The 22,506-nt window shown below is 63.2% G+C and carries 24 protein-coding genes; 9 read left to right on the top strand and 15 right to left on the bottom strand.

Translation table 11 applies throughout. The annotated features are described in order from the left end of the window. Positions 1-78 precede the first annotated feature (78 nt). Positions 79-729 (top strand): XopAW family type III secretion system calcium-binding effector, encoded by a 651-nt coding sequence (xopAW, locus tag AC3Z8Y_RS06830; RefSeq protein WP_490089005.1) that lies wholly within the window; start codon positions 79-81, stop codon positions 727-729. Between the two features lie 43 nt (positions 730-772). On the opposite strand, the gene AC3Z8Y_RS06825 is transcribed toward xopAW, so the two are convergent. From AC3Z8Y_RS06825 to AC3Z8Y_RS06790, 8 genes are all read right to left on the bottom strand, one after another. After that, positions 773-1,813 carry an AI-2E family transporter gene (locus AC3Z8Y_RS06825; RefSeq protein ID WP_490089004.1) on the bottom strand — a complete coding sequence of 347 codons (1,041 nt, stop codon included), beginning with the start codon at positions 1,811-1,813 and terminating at the stop codon, positions 773-775. Then, complete coding sequence (locus AC3Z8Y_RS06820; protein ID WP_490089003.1) at positions 1,810-2,655, bottom strand: DUF4892 domain-containing protein; 846 nt, start codon at positions 2,653-2,655, stop codon at positions 1,810-1,812. Before AC3Z8Y_RS06820 ends, AC3Z8Y_RS06825 begins: the two co-directional genes overlap by 4 nt. 49 nt (positions 2,656-2,704) lie before the next feature. Then, positions 2,705-3,559: an alpha/beta fold hydrolase gene (locus AC3Z8Y_RS06815; RefSeq protein ID WP_490089002.1), complete on the bottom strand. Its 855-nt coding sequence runs from the start codon at positions 3,557-3,559 to the stop codon at positions 2,705-2,707. Then, on the bottom strand, positions 3,556-4,350 hold the full coding sequence (locus AC3Z8Y_RS06810; protein ID WP_490089001.1) for an alpha/beta fold hydrolase: 795 nt from the start codon (positions 4,348-4,350) through the stop codon (positions 3,556-3,558). Before AC3Z8Y_RS06810 ends, AC3Z8Y_RS06815 begins: the two co-directional genes overlap by 4 nt. 95 nt (positions 4,351-4,445) lie before the next feature. Further along, entirely contained in the window at positions 4,446-4,901 is a 456-nt protein-coding gene (locus AC3Z8Y_RS06805; protein WP_490089000.1) for a hotdog fold thioesterase, read from the bottom strand. A 14-nt stretch (positions 4,902-4,915) separates the two neighbouring features. After that, positions 4,916-5,389, bottom strand: a complete 474-nt coding sequence (gene sixA / locus AC3Z8Y_RS06800) for a phosphohistidine phosphatase SixA (protein ID WP_490088999.1) — start codon at positions 5,387-5,389, stop codon at positions 4,916-4,918. Continuing rightward, positions 5,386-5,736 (bottom strand): DUF4389 domain-containing protein, encoded by a 351-nt coding sequence (locus AC3Z8Y_RS06795; RefSeq protein ID WP_490088998.1) that lies wholly within the window; start codon positions 5,734-5,736, stop codon positions 5,386-5,388. Before AC3Z8Y_RS06795 ends, sixA begins: the two co-directional genes overlap by 4 nt. A gap of 9 nt (positions 5,737-5,745) precedes the next feature. Continuing rightward, positions 5,746-6,771, bottom strand: coding sequence for an NAD(P)H-dependent glycerol-3-phosphate dehydrogenase (locus AC3Z8Y_RS06790; protein ID WP_490088997.1), 1,026 nt, complete (start codon positions 6,769-6,771; stop codon positions 5,746-5,748). A 228-nt stretch (positions 6,772-6,999) separates the two neighbouring features. Between AC3Z8Y_RS06790 and AC3Z8Y_RS06785 the strand changes: the two genes are divergently transcribed. From AC3Z8Y_RS06785 to AC3Z8Y_RS06770, 4 genes are all read left to right on the top strand, one after another. Next, positions 7,000-8,907 (top strand): response regulator, encoded by a 1,908-nt coding sequence (locus AC3Z8Y_RS06785; protein ID WP_490088996.1) that lies wholly within the window; start codon positions 7,000-7,002, stop codon positions 8,905-8,907. 254 nt (positions 8,908-9,161) lie between these two features. After that, positions 9,162-9,677 carry a 3-hydroxyacyl-[acyl-carrier-protein] dehydratase FabA gene (fabA, locus tag AC3Z8Y_RS06780; protein ID WP_181114762.1) on the top strand — a complete coding sequence of 172 codons (516 nt, stop codon included), beginning with the start codon at positions 9,162-9,164 and terminating at the stop codon, positions 9,675-9,677. 11 nt (positions 9,678-9,688) lie between these two features. Beyond that, entirely contained in the window at positions 9,689-10,909 is a 1,221-nt protein-coding gene (fabB, locus tag AC3Z8Y_RS06775; protein WP_490088995.1) for a beta-ketoacyl-ACP synthase I, read from the top strand. Positions 10,910-11,042: 133 nt separating this feature from the next. Continuing rightward, positions 11,043-11,921, top strand: a complete 879-nt coding sequence (locus AC3Z8Y_RS06770; RefSeq protein ID WP_490088994.1) for a pirin family protein — start codon at positions 11,043-11,045, stop codon at positions 11,919-11,921. On the opposite strand, the gene AC3Z8Y_RS06765 is transcribed toward AC3Z8Y_RS06770, so the two are convergent. Next, positions 11,918-12,652 carry a dienelactone hydrolase family protein gene (locus AC3Z8Y_RS06765; RefSeq protein WP_490088993.1) on the bottom strand — a complete coding sequence of 245 codons (735 nt, stop codon included), beginning with the start codon at positions 12,650-12,652 and terminating at the stop codon, positions 11,918-11,920. The genes AC3Z8Y_RS06770 and AC3Z8Y_RS06765 overlap by 4 nt on opposite strands. A 74-nt stretch (positions 12,653-12,726) precedes the next feature. After that, complete coding sequence (gene htpG, locus AC3Z8Y_RS06760; RefSeq protein ID WP_490088992.1) at positions 12,727-14,631, bottom strand: molecular chaperone HtpG; 1,905 nt, start codon at positions 14,629-14,631, stop codon at positions 12,727-12,729. Between the two features lie 204 nt (positions 14,632-14,835). On the opposite strand from htpG, the gene AC3Z8Y_RS06755 reads away from it, so the two are divergent. Continuing rightward, on the top strand, positions 14,836-15,105 hold the full coding sequence (locus AC3Z8Y_RS06755; RefSeq protein WP_490088991.1) for a hypothetical protein: 270 nt from the start codon (positions 14,836-14,838) through the stop codon (positions 15,103-15,105). Between the two features lie 57 nt (positions 15,106-15,162). On the opposite strand, the gene AC3Z8Y_RS06750 is transcribed toward AC3Z8Y_RS06755, so the two are convergent. Further along, positions 15,163-16,137, bottom strand: a complete 975-nt coding sequence (locus AC3Z8Y_RS06750; RefSeq protein WP_490088990.1) for a hypothetical protein — start codon at positions 16,135-16,137, stop codon at positions 15,163-15,165. 103 nt (positions 16,138-16,240) lie between these two features. Further along, positions 16,241-17,557 (bottom strand): branched-chain amino acid transport system II carrier protein, encoded by a 1,317-nt coding sequence (gene brnQ, locus AC3Z8Y_RS06745; RefSeq protein WP_490088989.1) that lies wholly within the window; start codon positions 17,555-17,557, stop codon positions 16,241-16,243. Positions 17,558-17,858: 301 nt separating this feature from the next. Here brnQ and AC3Z8Y_RS06740 point away from each other — a divergent pair, with 301 nt between their 5' ends. Continuing rightward, on the top strand, positions 17,859-18,074 hold the full coding sequence (locus AC3Z8Y_RS06740) for a hypothetical protein (RefSeq protein ID WP_181114781.1): 216 nt from the start codon (positions 17,859-17,861) through the stop codon (positions 18,072-18,074). A gap of 19 nt (positions 18,075-18,093) precedes the next feature. Here AC3Z8Y_RS06740 and dnaQ read toward each other — a convergent pair whose 3' ends face one another. From dnaQ to AC3Z8Y_RS06725, 3 genes are read right to left on the bottom strand one after another with little or no spacing between them, the layout of a single operon-like run. Then, complete coding sequence (gene dnaQ / locus AC3Z8Y_RS06735) at positions 18,094-18,831, bottom strand: DNA polymerase III subunit epsilon (RefSeq protein ID WP_490089951.1); 738 nt, start codon at positions 18,829-18,831, stop codon at positions 18,094-18,096. Positions 18,832-18,833: 2 nt separating this feature from the next. Next, positions 18,834-19,304: a ribonuclease HI gene (rnhA, locus tag AC3Z8Y_RS06730; RefSeq protein WP_490088988.1), complete on the bottom strand. Its 471-nt coding sequence runs from the start codon at positions 19,302-19,304 to the stop codon at positions 18,834-18,836. 30 nt (positions 19,305-19,334) lie between these two features. Then, on the bottom strand, positions 19,335-20,093 hold the full coding sequence (locus tag AC3Z8Y_RS06725; protein ID WP_490088987.1) for a methyltransferase domain-containing protein: 759 nt from the start codon (positions 20,091-20,093) through the stop codon (positions 19,335-19,337). A 77-nt stretch (positions 20,094-20,170) separates the two neighbouring features. On the opposite strand from AC3Z8Y_RS06725, the gene gloB reads away from it, so the two are divergent. Both gloB and AC3Z8Y_RS06715 read left to right on the top strand, forming a co-directional pair. Continuing rightward, positions 20,171-20,950, top strand: coding sequence for a hydroxyacylglutathione hydrolase (gene gloB, locus AC3Z8Y_RS06720; protein WP_490088986.1), 780 nt, complete (start codon positions 20,171-20,173; stop codon positions 20,948-20,950). Between the two features lie 98 nt (positions 20,951-21,048). Beyond that, a complete protein-coding gene (locus AC3Z8Y_RS06715; protein ID WP_490088985.1) occupies positions 21,049-22,464 on the top strand; it encodes a transglycosylase SLT domain-containing protein in 1,416 nt (471 codons plus the stop codon). Positions 22,465-22,506 lie beyond the last annotated feature (42 nt).

The following is a 22,506-nucleotide window of genomic DNA, read 5'->3' as shown; positions in this document are numbered from 1 at the left end:
CACATACCCCAGACATTATCCGTTGCAATTGTGTAGGCGCCGGTGAACCGCACCGGCCCACCACAGCGGAGCATGTCCATGATCAGTGGCGTCAGTAGTTCCTCCAGTTACTATTACAGCTCGTCTTCGAGCAAAAGCAGCAGCAGTGACAAAACCAGCTTCCAGCAGGCATTGCTAACCAGCCTCGACACCGACGAGGATGGCAAGGTCAGCACTGACGAGCTACAGACCGCGCTGACCAACGCTCAAACCAGCGACGACCCAGGCAAGGCCGGCGTGCTGGTAAGCCTGAGCCAATCCTTCAGCGACCTGGACAGTGACAGCGACGACAGCCTCAGCCTGGACGAGCTGTCTTCCATGGCCCCGCCGGCGCCCGGCATGAATGCGAGCCAAGACGCCGAAGACCTCATGTCCAGCCTGGACAGCGATGAAGACGGCGTGCTCAGCAGCGACGAATTGAGCGCGGCCATGAGCACCGACAGCGACAGTAGCGCACTGTTTTCCGCCCTGGACAGCGATGGCGACGGGGTAATCGACACGGATGAACTGACCGCCGCGATGGCCCCGCCCCCGCCGCCCCCGCAGCAGAGCATGAGCACTGATACAACCCAAAGCGCCAGCACATCGACCAGCACCGACACCGTCAATCGCATGATCGCCAACCTCAGCCGGCGGTACGGCCTGGAAAGCACCAGCGGCGTGGGCAGCACCCTCAGCACCGCCGCCTGACGGCGCTTGAGTAGCAGCCGGCCTTGGTCGCGACCGTGAACTATCAAACGCTGATTGGTTCCCGGGCCCAATCCGTCACCAGGCGGTAGCCAACCGCCAGCAAGGTGGGCCCGAGGAACAGGCCGATAAAGCCGAACGCCAACAGCCCGCCAAACACCCCCAGTAGCACGATCACAATTGGCAGGTCGCCGCCGCGGCTGATCAGGTAGGGCTTTAGCACGTTGTCCACGCCGCTGATCACGAACATGCCCCACAGGCCCAGGAACACCGCCATGCCGTAGTGCTCCTGCCACACCAGCCAGCCCACGGCGGGTATCCACGCCAGCGGCGGGCCCATGGGAATGAGGCTGAGCAGGAAGGTGCCGATAGCCAGCACCAGCGCGCCAGGTACGCCGGCGATCATGAACCCGATCAGCGCTAGCAGCGCCTGGGCGGCAGCAGTACCGATCACGCCGTTGACGACCCGCTGCACGGTGTCTGCCACGAGGTCCAGGTAATATTTTCCGCGCTCTCCCATCAGCCGCTCCAGCAGGCGCAGCACAAATGTCGAGATGCGCGGCCCGTCGCGGTAGAAGAAGAAAGTGAAAACCAGGGCCAGGGCCAGCTCGATAAGCCCGCTGCCCAACCGTGCGCTGCGGCCGAGCAACCAGTTGCCCACCTGGCCAAGGTGAGGGCGCAGCCCCTGGAAGAACGCCGCCCCCTGCGCATCCATGGTTGCCCACAAGCGCCCCAGCCGATCGCCCACCAACGGCAGGTTGGCGACCCAGTCCGGCGGCGGCGGCAGCCCTTCAAGCTGAACGTCGCGCACGAATGCGGTGGCGTCACGCACGTGATCCGCCAGGTTGAAGCCCAGCCACACCAGCGGCAGCAATACCAGCAGTATCCAGACACCAGTGAGGATGGCCGCCGCCAGGGTGGGCCGGCCACCCAGGGCAGCGGTGAGCCGGCGCATCAGCGGCCAGCTGGCGTACGCCAGGATCGCCCCCCATAACAGCGCTGAAACAAAAGGCAGCATCACCCAGATGCACGCCACCAGCATCAGCAGCAGGGCAATCTGCATCAACAACCGATCGGTGCTGATCATCGAACAATCTCCATCTTCAACCCTTGGCCCGCAGCATCCCCGATACTGAGGCGATTCGCCCGCACCCCCGCGTTGCCCATAGCAGCTGCCCACTGATCCGCCGCAACCCCGCTCAGGCGCAGGCGCACCGCGCTGTCGAGGCTGAGCACACGTGCCAGCAGCGCGACCCAGTCCGCAGCCGGGGGTGGGGCCAATTCAGGGAAAGATACCTCTCCAGCCTCTCGCAATTCGCGCAACACAGTGCCGGGGGTAGGCAGCACCTGCCCCAATGGCGCCGCTGGCGCGAAGGTTTCGACATGCAGGGCAACGCGGCGGTTGCCGCGCAGTACACAGTAGACCGCGACCAGGGTGTCGGTGCCCTCACGTGCCTGGCGAACGAGCAGGAACCCCTGCTGGTCGTCACTGCCAAGCAGCCGGGTATTGGCGAGAATGTCATTGGACCAGAGGTTGCTTTCGCCGCACTCGCGGCCCTCGCACCAGAACAGCGCCCGGTTCCCTTCGCCCTGAAGCGCCAGCCGCGCGACCTTGAACACGTCTGCGGCGTTACGCTCGGCGGGCAGTTCCCAGGTGGCCGAGGCGAGTTCGCCATGGGCCTGCAAGCGGCCCTCCATGCGCAACGCCCCGCCGATCCGCCGAAGCGGGCCCAGCGGATACAAGCGTTCGGCGGCCTCGGGGCCTCGCTGGTCTAGCAATTGGCCGTCTTCGGGCTGGAGGGCTGCCATCGCATTGGCTGCGACATCGGCGTGGGCGGTAGCCCCACAGAGCAGCAGGCAGAGCAACCACAGCAAACGGCGCCCGCTGCGAATGCGGGCAAGGGCAAGTCGAGTAGAAGGAAACGGCATTGAGGACTCCCTGTTAACCGGGCAAGGGTCGGCAGTCCATGCCATCAAGTCAAGGCGGGGTAAAGAAACGATTGATACAGGCTGCTACAAGGCCAGCCCCCTCGTCATCATCCAGGTGCAAATGATGCCCCCCTGGCAAACGGACCCGCTCGAACGGCAGGCGTTCCAGCAAATCACCCAGCCCGGTCAACAACCCCGCCTCGGCCAGCAGCAAAAGGGTCGGGCATTCGATCCGCTGCACCATTTCCATGGCCTGTGCCCGCTCCAGGCGCAGCGGCGTGGTCAGGGTAAGGCGATTGTCGCTGCGCCAGGTGAAACCACCTTCCACGGGTTGCAGGCCACGCTCTACCAATAGGCGAGCCGCGCTTTCAGACACGGGCAGCCCGCTCAGGCTGCGGGCACGCACGGCTTGATCCACGCTGGCATAGAACGGTTTGCGCCGGGTGCCGTGCGCCAGTTGCTCGCGCAAGGCTTTGCCCAGCCGCTGCGCGGGATGGTCGGGAGGGCTTTCGGGGGGAACCACGCCTTCGATCAACACCAGCCGCTCCACCCGCTCAGGGATGGCAGCGGCCAGCTGTGCGGCCACGATCGCACCCATGGAATGGCCAATCAGCGAAAAGCGTTCCCAGCCCAGCTGGTCGGCGACTTGTAGCACATCCCGGGCGTATTCCCAGTGAGGGTACAGCCCGCCGGCAGGGCGGTGTTCGGACAGCCCATGGCCGGCCAGGTCCAGGGCCAGCACGCGCAAACCCGGCAGGCGCGGTATCAGGCGGGCGAAGGAATTGGCGTTGTCCAGCCAGCCATGCAGGGCAATTACCGGTACGCCGTCTTCCGGCCCGTGCAGCCTGCCGGCTAACTCGATGTGGGGCAGGCGCACCCGAATTTCATTGAAAAGGTCTGTCATGCGGCTTCGGCCTTCCAGCGGCGCAATACTGCGCGGATCAGTTCAGCGGTCTCCAGGGGCCGCTCCAGCGGAAACATATGCCCGCCAGGCACCAGGTGGAACTCCCCTCGCGGCAGCCGGCGGGCATTGCGGGCGTGGTGGCGCAACACTACGCGGCTCGCCTCGCCGCCGATAACCGCCAACGGTAATGCCAGGCGGCTTGGCCGACCCGGGCTTATGTGGGGCACGCTGCGGTAGATGCGAATTTCGGTATCGGGATCGAAGGCAAGCCGCAGCCCTTCCCCGTCCGGCTTGAGCCCATGTTGAAGATACGCCTCCAGGCAGTCGGGATCGAAACCGCGAAACAATGCCTTGCTACGAAAGTACGCCAGTGCGCTGTCTCGATCGGTGAAACGCTCCCGGCGGCCCAGCGTGCGCCCGGCGGGGGTGATCCGGTCGATCAACCCAAAGCGCTTGGCGGCGCGGATCAGCCACTGGTCACTGCTGCCCAGCAGCGGCGAATCCAGCATGATCACGCCGCGATAACGGCTGGGTTGGCGCAGCGCAGCATGCAAGTGCAGCACCCCGCCCAGCGAATGGCCTACCCCCCACACCGGCTCGGGTTCGCCTTCCAGATGGTGCAGCAGCTCGTCTACCAGTGCAGCCCAGTTGTCCTGCACCGGAAAGCGCGGATCGTGCCCGTGCTGCTCAAGGTGCTTGACGGTGAACTCGGGCGCCAGCGCCGAAAACAGCTTGCCGTAGGTGGCCGAAGGAAAGCCGTTGGCATGGGCGAAGAATAGCGTTTCGGGCATGGACGCAGGCTCGGTGGGCGGATGACTCGCCGATTGTGGCCAGCCCCTGCCTCGGCCTACAACGCGCGAATCGGCCATCGGCAAGGGCGTACAGGTCAGCCTTGGGTTTGCCCCGCCGGTGGCACCTGACCCAGCGGCACCACCGCCACCGTAAGCCGTGAGATGCAGCTGGGCTTGCCCTGGTCATCCACCAGGCGGATATCCCACACATGGGTGGTGCGGCCGATGTGCACCGGGCGCGCTGTGGCGGTGACCCGGCCACTGCGTACGCCTCGCAGGTGGTTGGCGTTCACCTCCAGCCCCACGCAATAGAAGCGGCTGGTGTCCACGCACAGCATGCTGGCCATGGAGCCGACGCTTTCGGCCAGCACCACCGAGGCGCCGCCGTGCAGCAGGCCGAAGGGCTGATGGGTGCGCGCGTCCACCGCCATGCTGGCGGTCACGAAATCTTCGCCGATGGCTTCGAAACGAATATCCAGCAGCTCGCCAATGGTGTTTTTCTGGCGGGCGTTGAGGGCGTCCAGGTCAGGCAGTGTTTGCCACAGGCTCATGGGTGAGGTCCTTGTCAGTGACTATGGCGCAGGCTGCGCAGGGTCATCAGGCCGGCCAGGGGCGCGGGGCCTTCCAGCCGGGCCAGGCTTGCGGTGCCCATGGCATGCACGCTTGCACGCTCGCCTCGGTCCAGCAAGCCAAGCAGCATGCCTACCAGCGGCTGGTGGCTCACCAGCAACACCTGATCCAGGCCAAGGCGGTCGAGCTCGGCCACCACGCGGTCGGGGTCGCTGTCGGGGGTAAGCCAATCCACCGTTTGCAGCGCCACGCTCTGGCCCAATGCAGTTTGCACCAGCCGAGCGGTTTCCTGGGCCCGGGTGTAAGGGCTGGCGAGAATCTTCTGCAACGGCTCGGCCATCAGGTGCGCGGCGCTGCGCAGCACTTCCTCACGGCCGGTGCGGGTAAGCGCCCGGGCCGGATCCGGGGCCGTGTTGGCCGCTTCACCATGGCGCAGGATCCATACGGTTTTCAGACGGGCTTCGCTCACAGATGAGGCTCCCGGTCACGCACGTCGGTGGGCGCTGGCGGCACCGAATGCTGCACCTCCCCTTCGGCCGGCCGCGCGGCTGGCCACTCGGAGAACGGCCAGGGTTTGCGTTCGCTGTGGAAACAGCCAAAACGGCCAATGTCGGCCATATATTGGCTGAGGCTGTCGCCGAAGCTCATCAGGCCAGCATTGGGTGCGCTATAGATGAGGCGATACAACAACTGCAGCAACACAACGGCGCCAAGCACCAGTTGGGCAACCTGCCACACCAACAGGAACAGCAGCATCCACACAATGCGCAGGGCGATCGATTCCTGCTCGGGCTGGAAACGGGGGGGCGTAGTCATGGTAAGTCCTCAGGCGAAGCCGCTATCGGGGATGAAGTCCACGTCGGTCTTGGGGTCGCCGGTCATCAGCGCTCCGATTACCTGTTCAAGGGTGCGCCCCTCGAACAGGATCGCATGCAAGCCCGCGACCAACGGCATGTAGATCTGCAGCTCGTCGGCCCGGGCCTTGAGCACCTTGAGCGTGTTCACCCCTTCGGCCACTTCCCCAAGGCGGGTAACCGCGGCTTCCAGGGTAAGCCCTTCGCCCAGCGCATGGCCTACCTGGTAGTTACGGCTTTTGGGCGATGAACAGGTAACGATGAGGTCGCCCACCCCGGCCAGGCCCAGGAACGTCATGGGGTTGGCGCCCTGGCTCACGGCAAACCGGGTCATCTCCGCCAGCGCCCGGGTGATCAGCATGCTACGGGTGTTTTCACCCATGTTCAGGGCGGCCGCCAGCCCGGCGATGATGGCGTACACGTTCTTCAACGCGCCGCCCAGTTCCACGCCGAAGCGGTCACTGCTGGCGTACACACGAAACCGCCGCCCGTGCAGTGCTGCCTGGACGGCCCGGCACAGGGCTTCGTCCGCGCTGGCGACTACGGTGGCGGTGAGCTCGTGTTCGGCGATCTCGCGCGCCAGGTTGGGGCCGGAGATCACCCCGAGGCGCGCCGCCGGTGCGATCTCCTCGAGGATTTCGCTCATCAGCTTGAAGGTGTTGGCTTCAATACCCTTGGTAAGGCTGACCAGCATTTTTCCCGCCAACACCCCGGCATGGGGGGCCAGCACCGATCGCAAGGCGCTGGACGGCAGCGCCACGAAAAGCAACTCGCTGCCCTCCAGCACGCCCGGCAAATCAGTGGTGGGTTCAACGGCGGGATGGAGCTTTATTCCCTTCAGGTACCGGGGGTTTTCCCTCGCGGTACGCATGGCTTCGGCCTGCTCGGGGTCACGCATCCACTGCCGTACCCGATGGCCGTTCTCGCCCAGCAGGTTGGCCACTGCAGTGCCGAAGCTGCCTCCGCCGAGTACCGCGATCGGTTGCTGTTCAGACATATAGACTTCCATTGGGACCTGAGTAGACGGTTCGTCATTATACGGAGCGATACTTGCAGAGCCACCCCCCGGCGCCGCTGACCTGGCCGCGCCGACTATCGCCGGAAACCTGGAAGGACGCCGGCAACTCTGGAAATGTTCCGGATCCCGGGTAAGATGCCCGCTTCCGAGCCGATGCCATTAAATAGCGATCAGCATGCCACGCCCTCGCAACAGAGTAGCCCGCCCGTGAACATACGTTGGAGCGGGGACATTCACGCCAGAACACAGATCATCAGCCTGGGCCCGGCCCTGTTGCTGACGTTGCTGTTGATCTGCTTCTTTACCTACGTACGAATCCAGGACCTGCGCCAGGAAATGACCCATACCGGCCAGCTGATCGCCAATCAGCTGGCACCGGCGGCGGAGTATGGGGTACTGGCCGATAACACCGAAGTCCTCGACGGGCTGCTTCGGGCTACCTTGAGCATTCCGCACGTGCGCTTCCTTGAAGTGCAGGACCGGGACGACGACATCGTGGTGTACCTGGAGCAACCCGCCAACGGCAATGCGTCCGTGACCCCTGTGCAGGTGTTCCAGGCCCCTATCCGGCTGCAGCGGTACGCCACCAGTGGTGAATTCAAGCGCAGCGTGAGCGGCGCTGATCACGCGGACGACTACCTGGGGCGGGTGGTGGTAGGCATGTCCGACGATGCCTTCAATGAGCGGCAGCAGGAAATTCTTATCAAGGCCGGCGTGCTCGCGCTGTTCACCTTGGCCGCGACGTTCCTGATGGCACGGCGCCTATCCCGCGGGCTGTCGCAGCCTATTCGCAACATGGGCGCGGCAGTGAAGGCGATTCGCCAAGGAGACTTCAAGGCGACCTTGCCCGTGGAGGTAAACAGCGAACTGGGCGCCCTGGCGCAGCATATCAATGACCTGGCCCAAGGGCTGGAGCAGGCCAGCCGCGAACAGCGCGAGGCCATGGAACAGTTGATCCATACCCGGGAAGAGGCGGAACGGGCCAACAACGCCAAGACCGAATTCCTGGCAATGATGAGCCACGAATTGCGCACCCCCATGAACGGTGTGCTAGGCATGTTGCAGCTGCTCGAAACCACCCCGCTCAACGACGAGCAGCACGAATACGCCGTACTTGCCACGCAGTCCACCGAGCACCTGCTCAAGGTGATCAACGACATTCTCGATTTCTCGCGCATCGAGCGTACAGGGCTGGAACTAGAACACATCCCTTTCAACCTCGGCGAGTTGTTCAGCGAATGCGTGCATTCTTTCCAGCACAGTGCGCAACAAGGTGGGCTCGCCCTTACCCTTGATGCAGACCCAGGCTTCAATGAATGGCAGGTGCTGGGCGATCCAACCCGTATCCGCCAGATCCTGGTCAACCTCATCGGCAACGCATTGAAGTTCACCGAGCACGGCAGCGTGAAGGTGGAACCGCGTTGCCAGGTGCTGGACGAGCGGCTGATCTGGCTCAGTTGCCAGGTGGCCGATACCGGCATCGGGATCGACCCCGAAGCGCTCGAGCGTATGTTCGTGGCGTTCCAGCAGGCCGATAGCTCTATTTCCCGGCGTTATGGCGGCACGGGGCTTGGCCTTCCGATTGCACGCAACCTCGCCGAACGCATGGGTGGCACCCTGCGTGCCCAAAGCAACGAAGGCAGCGGCTCGGTGTTCACTCTCGAAATGCCGCTGGCCTTGAGCCACAAGCCGGCCCCGGCCAAGCAGAGCAATACCCTTGTGCCACGAACCAATGCCCCGGCAGGGGGTCAGAACCATCACGTATTGCTGGTGGAGGACAACCCGGTCAACCAGACAGTCATCGAGGCCATGCTGCGCAGCCTGGGTTACGAGGTGAGCGTGGTGGGTGATGGAGCGCAGGCGGTCGACAGCGTGCGCCAGCAGACCTTCGACGCGGTATTGATGGACTGCCGGTTACCCATTGTGGATGGTTATGAGAGCACCCGGCGCATTCGGCGCTTGCCAGAGCGCAATGGGCTCCCCATCATTGCGCTTACTGCCAATGCCCTGCTGGGTGACCGCGAAGCCTGCCTGGAGGCCGGCATGGACGATTACCTGGCCAAGCCGTTCAAGCGTACTGATCTGCAGCAGTTGCTGCAGCGCTGGCTGGCGTAAGTGGCGCAGTATCGCCTCTGCAAAGCGGCGCGCAACGGTGGTACAGTGCGGCGCCTTGAACTGCACGCCTTACGGCGCGCTGCGTCAGCGGGTCACGTATTCGAACGGATGGGCAGGGATCAGACCGCCATCCTGTGACTTTAACCACAACGCATTAGTCTATGACTAGGCTGCCGGCCTGGGGAAACACGCCCCTTTTTTAGCCGGCCGGGATGATTTGCCCCCTGCCCGGCAGGGACCATTGAGGAGCTCGCATGACCAAACAACACGCCTTTACTCGGGAAGACCTGCTGCGCTGCAGTCGCGGCGAGCTGTTCGGCCCAGGTAACGCGCAATTGCCCGCCCCTAACATGCTGATGGTGGATCGCATCACCCACATCAGCGAGGAAGGCGGCAAGTACGGCAAGGGTGAATTGGTCGCCGAACTGGATATCAACCCCGACCTGTGGTTCTTTGCCTGCCATTTCGAAGGCGACCCTGTCATGCCCGGTTGCCTGGGCCTGGATGCCATGTGGCAGCTGGTCGGTTTCTTCCTGGGCTGGCAAGGCCTGCCGGGCCGCGGCCGTGCCCTGGGGTCGGGCGAGGTCAAATTCTTTGGCCAGGTGTTGCCTGAAGCCCGCAAAGTGACCTACAACATTCATATCAAGCGCGTGCTCAAGGGCAAGCTGAACATGGCCATCGCCGATGGCACGGTCAGTGTTGACGGCCGCGAGATATATACCGCCGACGGCCTGCGTGTCGGCGTGTTCACGTCCACCGAAAACTTCTAAGGGTTACTCGCATGCGCCGCGTCGTTATCACGGGTCTAGGCATCGTTTCATGCCTGGGCAATGACAAAGACACCGTTTCCGCCAACTTGCGCGCAAACCGCCCCGGCATCCGCTTCAACCCGGAATACGCCGAAATGGGCCTGCGTAGCCAAGTCTCCGGTTCGGTAGACCTGAACCTCGAAGAACTGATCGACCGCAAGGTCTACCGCTTCGTTGGCCATGCCGCCGCGTACGCCTACCTGGCGATGCAGCAGGCCATCGCCGATTCCGGCCTCACTGAAGATCAAGTGTCGAACCCGCGTACCGGTTTGATTGCCGGTTCCGGGGGCGCCTCCACGCTCAACCAGATGGAAGCGCTGGACATCCTTCGCGAAAAAGGCGTGAAGCGCGTTGGCCCGTATCGGGTCACCCGCACCATGAGCAGCACGGTATCGGCCTGCCTGGCCACGCCTTTCAAAATCAAGGGCCTGAACTACTCCATCGCTTCGGCATGCGCCACCAGCGCGCATTGCATCGGTGCGGCCATGGAGCAGATCCAGCTCGGCAAGCAGGACGTGGTATTCGCCGGCGGCGGTGAAGAAGAACACTGGACCCAGTCGTTCCTCTTCGACGCCATGGGCGCCCTGTCTTCGCAGTACAACGAAACACCGGAAAAAGCCTCCCGCGCCTACGACGCCAAGCGTGACGGCTTCGTCATCGCTGGCGGCGGCGGCATGGTCGTTGTCGAGGAGCTGGAGCACGCCCTGGCCCGTGGCGCTAAAATCTACGCCGAAGTGGTCGGATACGGTGCCACCTCCGACGGCTACGACATGGTAGCCCCGAGCGGCGAAGGCGCGATTCGCTGCATGCAGCAGGCCCTCGCGACGGTCGATACCCCGATTGACTACCTGAACACCCACGGCACTTCCACGCCGGTAGGTGACGTGGCGGAAATCAAGGGCATTCGTGAAGTATTCGGTGACAAGGCTCCGCCTATCAGCTCTACCAAGAGCCTGTCGGGCCACTCGCTGGGCGCCGCTGGCGTGCACGAGGCCATCTACTGCATGCTGATGATGGAAGGCAACTTCATCGCAGGTTCGGCGAACATCGACGAGCTGGACCCTGCCGTGGCCGACATGCCGATCCTGCGGGAAACCCGCGAGAACGTGCAGCTCAACACCGTGATGAGCAACAGCTTCGGCTTTGGTGGCACTAACGCCACCCTGGTGCTCAAGCGCTGGGAAGGCAAATAAGCGGCAAGCTGCAAGTAGAAGCTAAAAGCAAAAGCAGCATGATGACGGCGCTCCCATGGGGGCGCCGTTTGTTTGTGCGCTACACTGCTTGCCACTTTCAGCTTGCAGCTCGCAGGCTTCATCGGGAGCCATCATGGCCATTGCGTTAGTGATCACCCCTCGGCAGGAGAGCGTCGGCGGCCAACCCATCCTGCGCCCCCTGCCCTCCGCGCAATGCCGCAGCGTGGGCCCTTTTGTCTTCTTCGATTACATCCTGCCCCATGACTACCCGCCCGGGCAGGGCATGAACATCCACCAGCACCCGCACATCGGCCTCTCTACCCTCACCTACCTGTTCGAGGGCGGACTGCTGCACAAGGACAGCCTCGGCTCCGAGGAGCGCGTGGCGCCTGGTCAGGTGAGCTGGATGACCGCAGGTAATGGGATCGCCCACATCGAGCGCACCCCTGACGACCTGCTGCAAACCGGCAGCCGGTTACATGGCCTGCAGGTGTGGCTGGCCATGCCCAAGGCCAAGGAACAGGACGGCCCGACCTATTACTATTTCGAGGCCGATGAACTGCCCTCCCATGAGGAAGGCGGCGTGCGCATCACGCTAGTGGCGGGCCACGGGTTCAGGCAGATCTCCCCAGTGCCGGTGCTCTCCCCTACCCTGTATGCGATCGTAGAGATGACGGCGGGCAGCTCGCTGCTGATTCCCGACGAGCATTCGCAGCGGGCAGTGTTCCTGCTTGAAGGCGAAGCCTACCTGGGTGCCGACCCTTTGCAGGCGCACACCCTGGTGGTGCTGGAGGAAGGCGTGGAAGCCAGCCTGAGCACTACCAGCAGCGCACGCCTGGCAGTGATAGGTGGCGCGCCCCTGGATGGCGCTCGCCGCATGAACTGGAACTTCGTGGCCAGCGACCCGGCCCTGATAGAACAGGCTCGTGCTCGCTGGGCCGTTGGGGACTGGCCGGAAGTACCAGGCGAGGCCGGGCGCATCGAGCTGCCCAGCCCGTCACGCCGCGATTAAAGCTGGGGCTGGAACACTTCAGCGAACAGGTTGTGCATCGCCTGGAACGCGCGGTCCGAAATCTTCTTGTCGTACATCTGCTTGCCCGGGTTGTTGGCTTCAGGGTCAGTGAACGAGTGATAAGCACCGCCATAGCTGATCAACTGCCAGTCTACGTTGGCCGCATTCATTTCTTCGGTGAACGCCGGCAACTGCTCCTTGGGTACCAGCGGGTCTGCATCCCCGTGCATCACCAGCACCGCGCCTTTGATATTGCTCGCATCGGCCGGGTTCGGGGTATCCAGGGTACCGTGGAACGACACCGCGGCCTTCAGCGGAGCGCCGTCGCGGGCCAGTTCAAGCGCACAGCAACCGCCGAAACAGAAGCCGAAGCTGGCCAGGTTAGCGCTGTCCACGGTCGCGAAGCTTTGCTCGGTGAGTTGCTTGAGCGCCGCCTGCATGCGAGTGCGCAGCACGCCGCGGTCGTTTTTCAACGGCATCATGGCAGCCAGCGCGCCGTCGGCATCCGAGGGGCGTACGGCCTGGCCGTACAGGTCGGCCACAAGCACCACATAACCCTGCGACGCAACAGCCTGGGCAATGCGCTCCGCACCTTCGGAAACGCCCATCCAGTTCGGTGCCATGACCAGGCCCGGGCGCGGTGATTTGATATCGGCATCGAAAACCAGCCGGCTTTCGTAAGCCGCGCCGTCTACCTGATAAACCAACGACTCAACGGTGATGGTGCTCATTGATTGCTCCTGATTGCCCCAAAGGTATGTCTAAAAAAAGAAGCCCGCCGTAGCGGGCTTCCATCACACAGGCGTTAAGCTGACAACTCGATCAACAGCTTGTTCAGGCGCCGCACGTACGCAGCCGGGTCTTTCAGGCTATCGCCGGCAGACAATGCAGCCTGGTCGAACAGGATGTGGGCGAAGTCCGCGAAGCGGTCTTCATCGGGTTCGTGGTCCAGCTTTTCCACCAGCGGGTGGGACGGGTTGAACTCGAAGATCGGTTTGGAATCCGGAACCTTCTGCCCGCTCGCCTCGAGGATCTGACGCATCTGCAAGCCCATGTCGTGCTCACCAATGGCCAGGATGGCCGGCGAGTCGGTCAGGCGGTGCGATACACGCACCTCGCTCACGGTGTCGCCCAAGGCGGTTTTCAGGCGCTCTACCAGGCCTTCCTTCTCCTTGGCTACCGCTTCCTGGGCCTGCTTGTCTTCTTCGCTGTCCAATTTGCCCAGGTCGAGGTCGCCGCGCGCCACATCGGTCAGCGCCTTGCCGTCGAAATCGGTCAGGTAGCTCATCAGCCATTCGTCGATGCGGTCGGTGAGCAACAACACTTCGATGCCTTTCTTGCGGAAGACCTCCAGGTGTGGGCTGTTCTTGACCTGCGCGTAGCTGTCGCCGGTGAGGTAGTAGATCTTGTCCTGCCCTTCCTTGGCCCGGCTCAGGTAGTCGGCCAGGGAAACGGATTGCTCCCCGCTCTCGTCATGGGTGGACGCGAAGCGCAGCAGGCCGGCGATCTTTTCCTTGTTGGCGAAGTCTTCGGCAGGGCCTTCCTTCAGTACCTGGCCGAAGTTCTTCCAGAAGGCCTTGTACTGTTCGGGGTCGTTCTTGGCCAGCTTGTCCAGCATGTCCAGCACGCGCTTGGTGAGCGCGGACTTCATCGAGTCGATGATCGGGTCTTTCTGCAGGATTTCCCGGGAAACGTTCAGCGACAGGTCGTTGGAGTCCACTACGCCCTTGATGAAGCGTAGGTACAGCGGCAGGAACGACTCAGCCTGGTCCATGATGAACACGCGTTGCACATACAGCTTGAGGCCACGCGGGGCTTCGCGGTGATACAGGTCGAATGGCGCGCGCGCCGGCACATACAACAGCGAGTTGTATTCCAGCTTGCCTTCAACCTTGTTATGGCTCCAGCTCAGCGGGTTCTCGAAGTCATGGGAGATGTGCTTGTAGAACTCTTGATACTCCTCGTCCTTGATCTCGGTGCGAGGGCGGGTCCAGAGTGCGCTGGCACGGTTCACGGTTTCCCAGGCCGGCTCGGCAGCTTCTTCGCCTTCGGCGGCCGCCTGCTCCTTGGGCAACTCGATCGGCAGCGCGATGTGATCGGAGTACTTCTTGATCACGTTGCGCAGGCGCCAACCATCGGCGAACTCGCTTTCGTCCGCTTTCAGGTGCAGCACGATACGGGTACCACGCTCGGCCTTCTCCACGGTGGCGACTTCAAACTCACCCTCGCCTTTGGACGACCAGTGCACGCCCTCGCTGGCGGGTGCGCCGGCGCGGCGGCTGAACACTTCTACCTGGTCGGCGACGATAAAGGCCGAGTAGAAGCCCACACCGAACTGGCCGATCAGGTGCGAGTCCTTCTTCTGGTCACCGGTGAGGTTTTTCATGAAGTCTGCAGTACCGGACTTGGCAATGGTACCGAGGTGGGCAATGACTTCGTCACGGCTCATGCCGATGCCGTTGTCATTGATGGTCACGGTTTTCGCGTCCTTGTCGAAGGTCACACGGATTTTCAGTTCCGCGCCGCCCTCGAGCAATTCAGGCCTTGCCAGGGCTTCGAAGCGCAACTTGTCCACTGCGTCGGAAGCGTTGGAGATCAGTTCGCGAAGGAAGATCTCCTTGTTGGAATACAGCGAATGAATCATGAGGTGCAACAGTTGTTTCACCTCGGTCTGGAAGCCCAGGGTTTCCTTTTGAGTTTCCACACTCATTTGTTCGAACTCCAATGCTGATTGGCACAAGCCGCCAGGCGGCGCGGACTGCCCGGCTAACGGGCGGGATGTTCAGCAGATGGGGGCTGCGTGGCCGATTTCAAGGGCCAGGAGGGCAATGCCCGATGCCCCGTAAAGGAGGAACTTAACGGACCCGGCTGCGTTCGAAGGCACGTGATGATTAACCATAAGGAGAAACACCCCATGCAAAAGACTTTCGCTTATGCCTTGATGCTGGCCGCGACCTTGGGCCTTGCCGCCTGCGATAACGCGTCCGACAAAGCCAAGGACGCTCAGGACCATAAAGAAAACGCCCAACAGCAAATGGACAAAGCTCAGGACCACATGAACGACGCGGCCAAGGAAAACGCCAAGGCCAACCAGGACGCCGCCGAAGCCCATCAGAAGGCTACCGAGGAAAGCACCCCGGCCAACGGCAACGCCCCTGCTCCAGAAGCTGCTCCAAAGCAGTAATACGCTCCGGCCTGCCCTGCAACCCGGCCCGCCTCAAGCAACACAGGCGGCCGGGCTTTACACCAGCGCCTGGTTCACTGCGTCGATCAGCCGCGCCATGTGGCCTTCCCCGTACCGCTGATCAATCGGCAAGGGCAGCATGCATTCAGCCCACTGCCTGGCTACCTCGCAACTCCCGCCTGCTTCCAGCACATCCTTCCAGTACGTCGCGATATAAATCCGTTGCCGTGCCAGTTCGCCACGCACCCGATCTGCTTGCGCCGCGCTGTCGAGCAGCAGCGGATAACACATGGGTGCGAGCCCGTCATGCAGTGCTATTTCGTAGCGGTTGACCTTTGCAAACGCCGTGTGCAAGCAGCCAAGGTTGGCCCGCCGCCGCGCCGCAATGGCTGCATAATCGACGCCTTGCAGCAGCCGGGCGGTCAACGAAGACATGCCGCGCATACCCTCCTCCCGAATACCTCGCTCCACTTCAACATAACTGCCGTACCAAGGCTCGGGGCCGTCTTCGAGCCGGCCGAGCAATGCGCCGAAGCGGCCTTTGCTGTGGGTAGCTGCAGGCGGTTGCAGGGCAGCAGGCCCATTGAGCAGCCAGCCGCCATCAGGCACACCCATGAACTTGCGCGGCGAATACAGCGTAGGCACCCCTTTGGGAGGGCTTGCGAACAGGGCCTGGGCATGGTCGGCAATCAGCTGCCCCGTATACCGCGGGGCCAGCTCGGCTTCGATAAAGGGGGTTTTATAGCCGAAGTAATTGACGTAAAGGAGCGTTTCGCCTGTATCCAGCGAGGGCAGCTCGGTGGGCTGCAGCCGGTTATCGAGGGTGTATCGGCGCAGCTCCACACCGCTGCGCTGCGCGGCCTCGACCATGGTGCCGCAGGTGTACCAGGGGAGATGAAGGCGCCGTGTGCCGCTTTGTAGCAGTAGCGCCTCGAAGGCATAACGTGCGCTGTTGTACCCCAGCGCCGTAGGGTACAACGCTTCGCCAGAGGGAACCTCCAGCTCGAAATAACCACCGATGGCATCGCTCATGATCCCTCCCTGGGCCCGACGGTTGCCGGTTCGCTGTAGCAGCGTAGCACTCGTCTTCGGCCAAGGGTAAGGCTTGCGGTAAACAAGGCCTTGTAAGGGGGGGTTAGCCCTCGGCGCGCTCGGCGCGGCCGGCAAGCACCCGATCGCACACCGCCGCGAGGGCCAACGTAGCGACGGACGGGATCAACCAGGCCAGGTTTTGCTGGCTCAGCGGAAGGTTTGCCAGTGCCGCCGGCAGGTGTTCGGCCCATGGCGTAGCCTTGAATGCATCAATGCCGCCAAACAGCAGCGAAACGACAGCCACGGGCGCTACCACGCCAACAGGCGAGCGCCAGAGGTTTTGTACGAAACTCAGCGCTACCAGCACGATGCACGGCGGATAAATTGCCGTGAGGATCGGAATGGACACAGCAATCAGCCGGGTTAGCCCAAGGTTGGACACCAGCAGCGAGAACGCCGCCAGCAGCAGTACCAGGGTGCGGTAGGACAGCGGCAGCAAGCCGCTGAAGTATTCGGCACAGGCGCAGGTAAGGCCAACCGCGGTGACGAGGCAGGCCAGTGATATCAGCACTGCCAGGAACGTGCTGCCCAGGTCACCAAAGGTATGTTGCACGTACGCGTGCAGCACTTCAGCGCCGTTAGCCGCGCCAGTGGCGATGATGTGGCTTCCCGAACCCAGGCGGAACAGGCTCAGATAAACGAGCACCAGACCTATGCCGGCAATCAGCCCGGCGATCACGGCATAGCGAGTCACCAGGCGCGGCGACTCGATCCCACGCGAACGAATGGCATTGACGATCACGATGCCGAACACCAGCGCGCCCAGGGTATCCATGGTCAGGTAGCCATTGATGAACCCCAGCGAAAACGGAGCGGCCTGATACTCGGCGGTGGCTTCCCCAACCGGGCCGGCCGGATGCAGGAAGGCCACGATCCCCAGCGCGGCGAGCGCCAGGATCTTGAGCGGAGCGAGAAAACGACCCACCGTGTCCAGCAGGCGGCCCGGGTACAGCGAAACCAGTGCGACCACGCTGAAATACACCACACTGTAGATAAGCAGCGGCAACGGCCCATCACCGGTCAGCGGGGCCAGGCCCACGGTGAAAGACACGGTGGCGGTGCGCGGGGTGGCGAACAACGGGCCTACCGCCAGGTAGCAGACCACCGCAAGCAACCCGCCAGCAACGCGCCCCAGAGGGCTGCTGAGCGCGTCGATGCTGCCGCCTACCTTGGCCAGCGCCACGACGGTGAGCACAGGCAGGCCCACGGCGGTAACCAGAAAGCCCAGCGCGGCAAGCCACACATAGGGCCCGGACTGTAAACCGACGATAGGAGGGAAAATGATGTTGCCAGCGCCCACGAAGAGGGCGAATGTCATGAAACCGAGTGCCAGAATATCCTGGCCTTTAAGCACTTTCATTTTGCGGGACCATACTGCAGACGAACGAACGAAGGATAGGGAGGTTTCCCGCAGGGTCGAGGGAAAGGGAGGCCACCGGGTTCGGCAGACGCTTCCAGAGGCCCTTGTGGGGCTATTGGAAGGGGGCGAAGGATAGCGAAAATGCGGGATGAATGCACCCGCTCAGGGCAGCGGCGCGACCGGCGCACCGGGATTGTGCGGCGTTCCGCCGCAGCAAATTTTTACTGAATGTAAAACCTTAAGGCAAAACAAGGGTCTATGGTGTCAGACACTTGCGCCGCACCGCTCGGAGGATGTAACCATGGCAGCACAGATGGTGGCCCAGTTTCACGCAAGGGACGCTGAAGGGCGCGTGTACCCTGTTCAAGCTTTCCAGAATGCCTTTCTGCCCGATGGAAGCACGGACGAAGCCTCGCCACTTACGTATCGCCTGGCCATTGGCGACCGCGTGAATCACCTGGGTGATGACCGCTTCATGCTGGTGCAGAGCGGTATCGAGATCGTACGTATTCCCTAAGCGGTCAAGGGGGCTGGTTTCAGGCCTCTTCTACCCACAGTGCCGCGCCACCCGCCGCCTTGGCGATTCGCTCCAGGTGCGCTACATGAGCGGCCAGCTCCGCCTCGGTGGCCATGATAACGCGCCCCAGCGGCCGGTTGGCCGGCAACCGGCGAACCTGGCTACCCTGTTCACTCCCACCCTCTTCGCTGTCGCCGTTGCCGGCCAATGACAGGCTGGTCTGGCCGCCTGTCATTGCCAGATAAACGTCTGCCAGCAACTCGGCGTCCAGCAACGCGCCGTGAAGCGAACGCTCGCTCAGGTCGATGCCATACCGTTTGCATAACGCGTCCAGGCTGTTGCGCTGGCCAGGGTGGCGCGCGCGTGCCAGCCCGAGGGAATCGACGATGGTGCAGTATTGGCTCAGGTCGGCGCGATCGGCCTGGCCCAGCAGGGCAAACTCGTTATTAAGGAAACCAACGTCGAACGCTGCGTTGTGGATGACCAGGGTGGCGCCCCGGATGTACTCGTAGAACTCGTCCGCCACTTCGGCAAAACGTGGCTTGTCGCGCAGGAACTCGGACGTGATGCCGTGAACCCCGATCGCGCCTTCGTCACTGTCGCGGTCCGGCTGGAGGTAGATGTGGAAGTTACGCCCGGTCAACCGACGCCCCACCACCTCGACACAGCCGATTTCCAGCACACGGTGGCCGTCGGTCACTGGCATGCCGGTGGTTTCGGTGTCGAGTACGATGATCCGCTGCGCGGTTACGGGCATGTTCATGGCGCCACCCCCTGCTGGCCCTGGCGCAGCCTGCGCACATCGTCAACGCCACGGTTGGCCAGGTCGTCTGCCCGCTCGTTGCCATGATGGCCGTTATGGCCGCGTACCCACTGCCATGTGACCTGGTGGCGAGCCACCTGCGCGTCCAGCTCCTGCCAGAGGTCGGCATTCTTCACCGGCTCGCGGGCAGCGGTTTTCCAGCCGCGTTTCTTCCAGTTGGGCATCCATTGCTGGATGCCCTTCATCACGTATTCGGAGTCGGTTACCAGGTTGACCTGGCACGGCCGCTTGAGCTCTTCGAGCGCGCGAATGGCGGCAGTGAGCTCCATCCGGTTGTTGGTGGTGGAGGTTTCACCGCCCCACAGCTCTTTTTCCACACCTTTGTAGACGAGCAGCGCACCCCAGCCGCCCGGGCCGGGATTGCCCTTGCAGGCTCCATCGGTGTAAACCTCGACAACATCGCTCATTGATCGACCTGTACCGAAAACGTGAACCGCTCACTGCCCGCCATCGCGCCGGTTGAGCTTGGCCAGCGGCAGGGGGAGCAACTTGCCCATGGGCTCTCTTCGTGCCTGGCGCAGTGGGCGCAAGCCGACTACCAGCTTGCGCGCCACCAACACATAGAAGCCGCCGCCAGCGCTTTGCCAGCGCCCGGCGACCCGCTCCCAACCGGCCATGCGCGCCTGCCAGGCAGGCGAGGCAAGCGGCGGACAATAGCATCCGAAGCGTTTTTTCTCCAGCGCGAAGCCCAGCAGGTTCAGCCAATCCCCTACCCTGGAAGCGGAAATACAGCGGGCCTTGCGCAGCGCCCCTTTGGCGAACAGGTGCCTGGCGCCCCAGGGGCTCCAAGGATTGATGCCCACGATCACCAGGTGACCGCCAGCGCGCACCGCCCGTGCCGCTTCGCGAAGCAGCCCGTGGGGCGAGAGGGAAAAATCCAGCCCATGCTGCAGCACCACGAGATCGGCCGCATGCTCGCCCAGTGGCCAGGCCTGCTCCTCGCAGGCAATGTGCACCCCCGGCCAGGGCGCGCCCAGCCGAACGTGGTTCTGTATGCGGGCAGCGACAGGCGGCGCATCGGCGTGCGGGCCATAGTGAACCAGGTAGCCACCGAAGAACTTGCCCAGCTCGGCGCTGAGCACGGCGTGCTCCTCGCGCAACAACAGCTGGCCCAGCGGGCCTTCGAACCACTCCCTGGCCTGGCCGATAAGCTCGACCCATTGCTGATCCGCCTGCGCGAATGGCTTGTCTGTCATTGCCGCTCCCTCCGGGTTCTCGCCGGGATCGTCCAGGCCTACTATGCAACCTATCTCAAAGCGTAGCGAATCTCGCCATGATACAGATCACAGCTCTCTCCGCGTTCTCCGATAACTACATCTGGCTGTTGCAGGATAATTCCAACCTCCGCTGCGCGGTCGTGGACCCGGGCGACGCCGGGCCCGTGGAGCGTTGGCTGGACGCCCATCCAGCCTGGACCCTCAGCGACATCCTGGTCACTCACCACCATCACGATCATACCGGCGGCGTTGCCGCGCTCAAGGCCTGTACAGGCGCCCGAGTGGCCGGGCCTGCCAGGGAAACCATCCCCGCCCTGGACCTGGCCCTCGAAGATCAGGCCGAGCTCAACGTGCTGGGCCTCACACTGCAGGTAGTCGACGTGCCGGGGCATACCGCCGGGCACATCGCATTCGTTCACCGAAGCGCTTCGCAACCGTTCGTGCTGTCCGGCGATACGCTGTTCGCCGGCGGGTGCGGGCGGCTGTTCGAAGGCACTGCGCAGCAGATGCACGTTTCGCTCGGTCGCCTGGCGGCACTCCCGGACGACACGCTGGTGTACTGCGCCCATGAATACACGTTGAGCAATCTGCGCTTTGCCCGGGAAGTAGAGCCGGACAACGTTGCACTCGCCCAGCGGTTCGCTCAGGTGCAGGCGCTGCGCGAGCGCAACGAGATCACGTTGCCCAGCAGCATCGGCCTGGAAAAGGCCACGAACCCGTTTTTGCGCGCTGGGGAAACATCCGTTAAAGAAAAAATGGACCAGCGGGCGAGCGCTCCGCTTCCCAGCGAAGCCGCGGTTTTCGCGGCGATCAGGGCCTGGAAGGATACGTTCTGAGCAGGATCGCGTGAGGCGGCGTGTGGATGAAAGGTTGACCGCCCTACCCCCCCTTTCTAGAATCGCCGCACATTTTTGCCCGGATAACATCGCCGCCAATGTCTCCCTCCACTCCCCGCACGCCATCCTCCCGCGCCTTTACCCGGCTTGGTCAGGCCATTGCCCTGGCCCTGTCCGCCGCGCTGGTGGGCTGCCAGAGCGCGGCGCACTTGGAGGACGCCCCGGCACCCGCGCCATCGGCCTCGTTGGCCAAACGGGTCAAGCCCAGGCCGGTGTTCCAAGTGGAGCGAAACAAGCAGCAGCCGCCGCAGGACCTCTGGACACGCATGCGCGATGGGTTCCAGCTGCAAGACGGCATCGATGTAAACCCACGGGTCGAGCAGCAACGGTTGTGGTTCGTCAGCAACCCGGAATTCCTCCTCACCTCCGCCGATCGCGGCAGCCTGTACCTGCACTACATCATCGAGCGGCTCGAAGAGCGCAACATGCCCCTGGAGCTTGCGCTGCTGCCGGTCATCGAAAGCGCCTACAACCCCATGGCGCTTTCACGGGCCAACGCAGTAGGGCTGTGGCAGTTCATCCCGTCCACGGGGCGATATTTCAACCTGCGCCAGACCAACCTCTACGATGGCCGGCGCGACGTTACCGCGTCCACCAATGCGGCGCTGGATTACCTCTCCAAGCTGCACGACATGTTCAACGGCGACTGGCTGCTGGCGCTGGCCGCCTACAATGCCGGTGAAGGCACGGTCAGCCGGGCAATCGAGCGCAACGAAAAACTCGGCCTGCCCACGGACTACTGGAACCTTCCGTTGCCGCAGGAAACCCGGGACTACGTACCCAAGCTGCTGGCGCTCTCGGAAGTGGTGTCATCGCCCCAGGCGTACGGGATAGACCTCGAGCCCATCGCCAACCAGCCCTACTTCAAGGTGGTGGAAATCAACCAGCGGCTTGATCTGGCCCGCGTGGCTGCCCTTGCCGACATCGACGAAGACGAGCTGTATCAGCTCAACCCCGCTTTCAAGAAACGCATGACGCTGGATCGGCCACAGCACCTGCTGGTACCTACCGCCAAGGCCCAGCTGCTGGCCGACAGCCTGTCGTCGATGAAGCCCGAGGAATTGCTGACCCTGCGCCCGCGCGAGCAAGTGTTCGAACAGGTTGCCAGCGCTACCCCGTCGCCGCGCCGGGATTACCGGGTGCGCTCGGGCGACAACCTCTCGTCCATTGCCAAGGCGAACAAGGTCAGCGTGAGTGACCTTCAGCGCTGGAACAAGCTCACCGGCAAGCGCCTCAAGGCTGGCCAGATGCTGGTCATGCAGGGTGGCGCCAAGGCGGCCACCCCAGCCGCCAGCGACAAGCGCAGCACCCGCTACACCGTTCGCAAGGGCGACTCCTACGCGCTCGTGGCCAAGCGGTTCAAGGTTCAACCGCAGCACCTCAAGCGCTGGAACCCACGCCTGGGCAAGGCGCTGCGCCCAGGCCAAACGCTTACCGTCTACATCGATCGCTGAGTTCCAGCCTCGGCCGGTCACCTGTCGAGGCCGCATCGAGTC

This window comes from Pseudomonas sp. 3MAES_34.3B (assembly GCF_058145875.1).
Note: the sequence above shows the minus strand (reverse complement) of the source record. Positions and strands in the feature narration are given on the sequence as shown.

Bases quoted from the DNA above. Each gene is read 5' to 3' on its own strand.
- xopAW (WP_490089005.1), top strand. From the start codon at position 79: ATGATCAGTGGCGTCAGTAGTTCCTCCAGTTACTATTACAGCTCGTCT.
- AC3Z8Y_RS06825 (WP_490089004.1), bottom strand. From the start codon at position 1,813: ATGATCAGCACCGATCGGTTGTTGATGCAGATTGCCCTGCTGCTGATG.
- AC3Z8Y_RS06820 (WP_490089003.1), bottom strand. From the start codon at position 2,655: ATGCCGTTTCCTTCTACTCGACTTGCCCTTGCCCGCATTCGCAGCGGG.
- AC3Z8Y_RS06815 (WP_490089002.1), bottom strand. From the start codon at position 3,559: ATGACAGACCTTTTCAATGAAATTCGGGTGCGCCTGCCCCACATCGAG.
- AC3Z8Y_RS06810 (WP_490089001.1), bottom strand. From the start codon at position 4,350: ATGCCCGAAACGCTATTCTTCGCCCATGCCAACGGCTTTCCTTCGGCC.
- AC3Z8Y_RS06805 (WP_490089000.1), bottom strand. From the start codon at position 4,901: ATGAGCCTGTGGCAAACACTGCCTGACCTGGACGCCCTCAACGCCCGC.
- AC3Z8Y_RS06795 (WP_490088998.1), bottom strand. From the start codon at position 5,736: ATGACTACGCCCCCCCGTTTCCAGCCCGAGCAGGAATCGATCGCCCTG.
- AC3Z8Y_RS06790 (WP_490088997.1), bottom strand. From the start codon at position 6,771: ATGTCTGAACAGCAACCGATCGCGGTACTCGGCGGAGGCAGCTTCGGC.
- fabA (WP_181114762.1), top strand. From the start codon at position 9,162: ATGACCAAACAACACGCCTTTACTCGGGAAGACCTGCTGCGCTGCAGT.
- fabB (WP_490088995.1), top strand. From the start codon at position 9,689: ATGCGCCGCGTCGTTATCACGGGTCTAGGCATCGTTTCATGCCTGGGC.
- AC3Z8Y_RS06770 (WP_490088994.1), top strand. From the start codon at position 11,043: ATGGCCATTGCGTTAGTGATCACCCCTCGGCAGGAGAGCGTCGGCGGC.
- AC3Z8Y_RS06765 (WP_490088993.1), bottom strand. From the start codon at position 12,652: ATGAGCACCATCACCGTTGAGTCGTTGGTTTATCAGGTAGACGGCGCG.
- htpG (WP_490088992.1), bottom strand. From the start codon at position 14,631: ATGAGTGTGGAAACTCAAAAGGAAACCCTGGGCTTCCAGACCGAGGTG.
- AC3Z8Y_RS06755 (WP_490088991.1), top strand. From the start codon at position 14,836: ATGCAAAAGACTTTCGCTTATGCCTTGATGCTGGCCGCGACCTTGGGC.
- AC3Z8Y_RS06750 (WP_490088990.1), bottom strand. From the start codon at position 16,137: ATGAGCGATGCCATCGGTGGTTATTTCGAGCTGGAGGTTCCCTCTGGC.
- brnQ (WP_490088989.1), bottom strand. From the start codon at position 17,557: ATGAAAGTGCTTAAAGGCCAGGATATTCTGGCACTCGGTTTCATGACA.
- AC3Z8Y_RS06740 (WP_181114781.1), top strand. From the start codon at position 17,859: ATGGCAGCACAGATGGTGGCCCAGTTTCACGCAAGGGACGCTGAAGGG.
- dnaQ (WP_490089951.1), bottom strand. From the start codon at position 18,831: ATGCCCGTAACCGCGCAGCGGATCATCGTACTCGACACCGAAACCACC.
- rnhA (WP_490088988.1), bottom strand. From the start codon at position 19,304: ATGAGCGATGTTGTCGAGGTTTACACCGATGGAGCCTGCAAGGGCAAT.
- AC3Z8Y_RS06725 (WP_490088987.1), bottom strand. From the start codon at position 20,093: ATGACAGACAAGCCATTCGCGCAGGCGGATCAGCAATGGGTCGAGCTT.
- gloB (WP_490088986.1), top strand. From the start codon at position 20,171: ATGATACAGATCACAGCTCTCTCCGCGTTCTCCGATAACTACATCTGG.
- AC3Z8Y_RS06715 (WP_490088985.1), top strand. From the start codon at position 21,049: ATGTCTCCCTCCACTCCCCGCACGCCATCCTCCCGCGCCTTTACCCGG.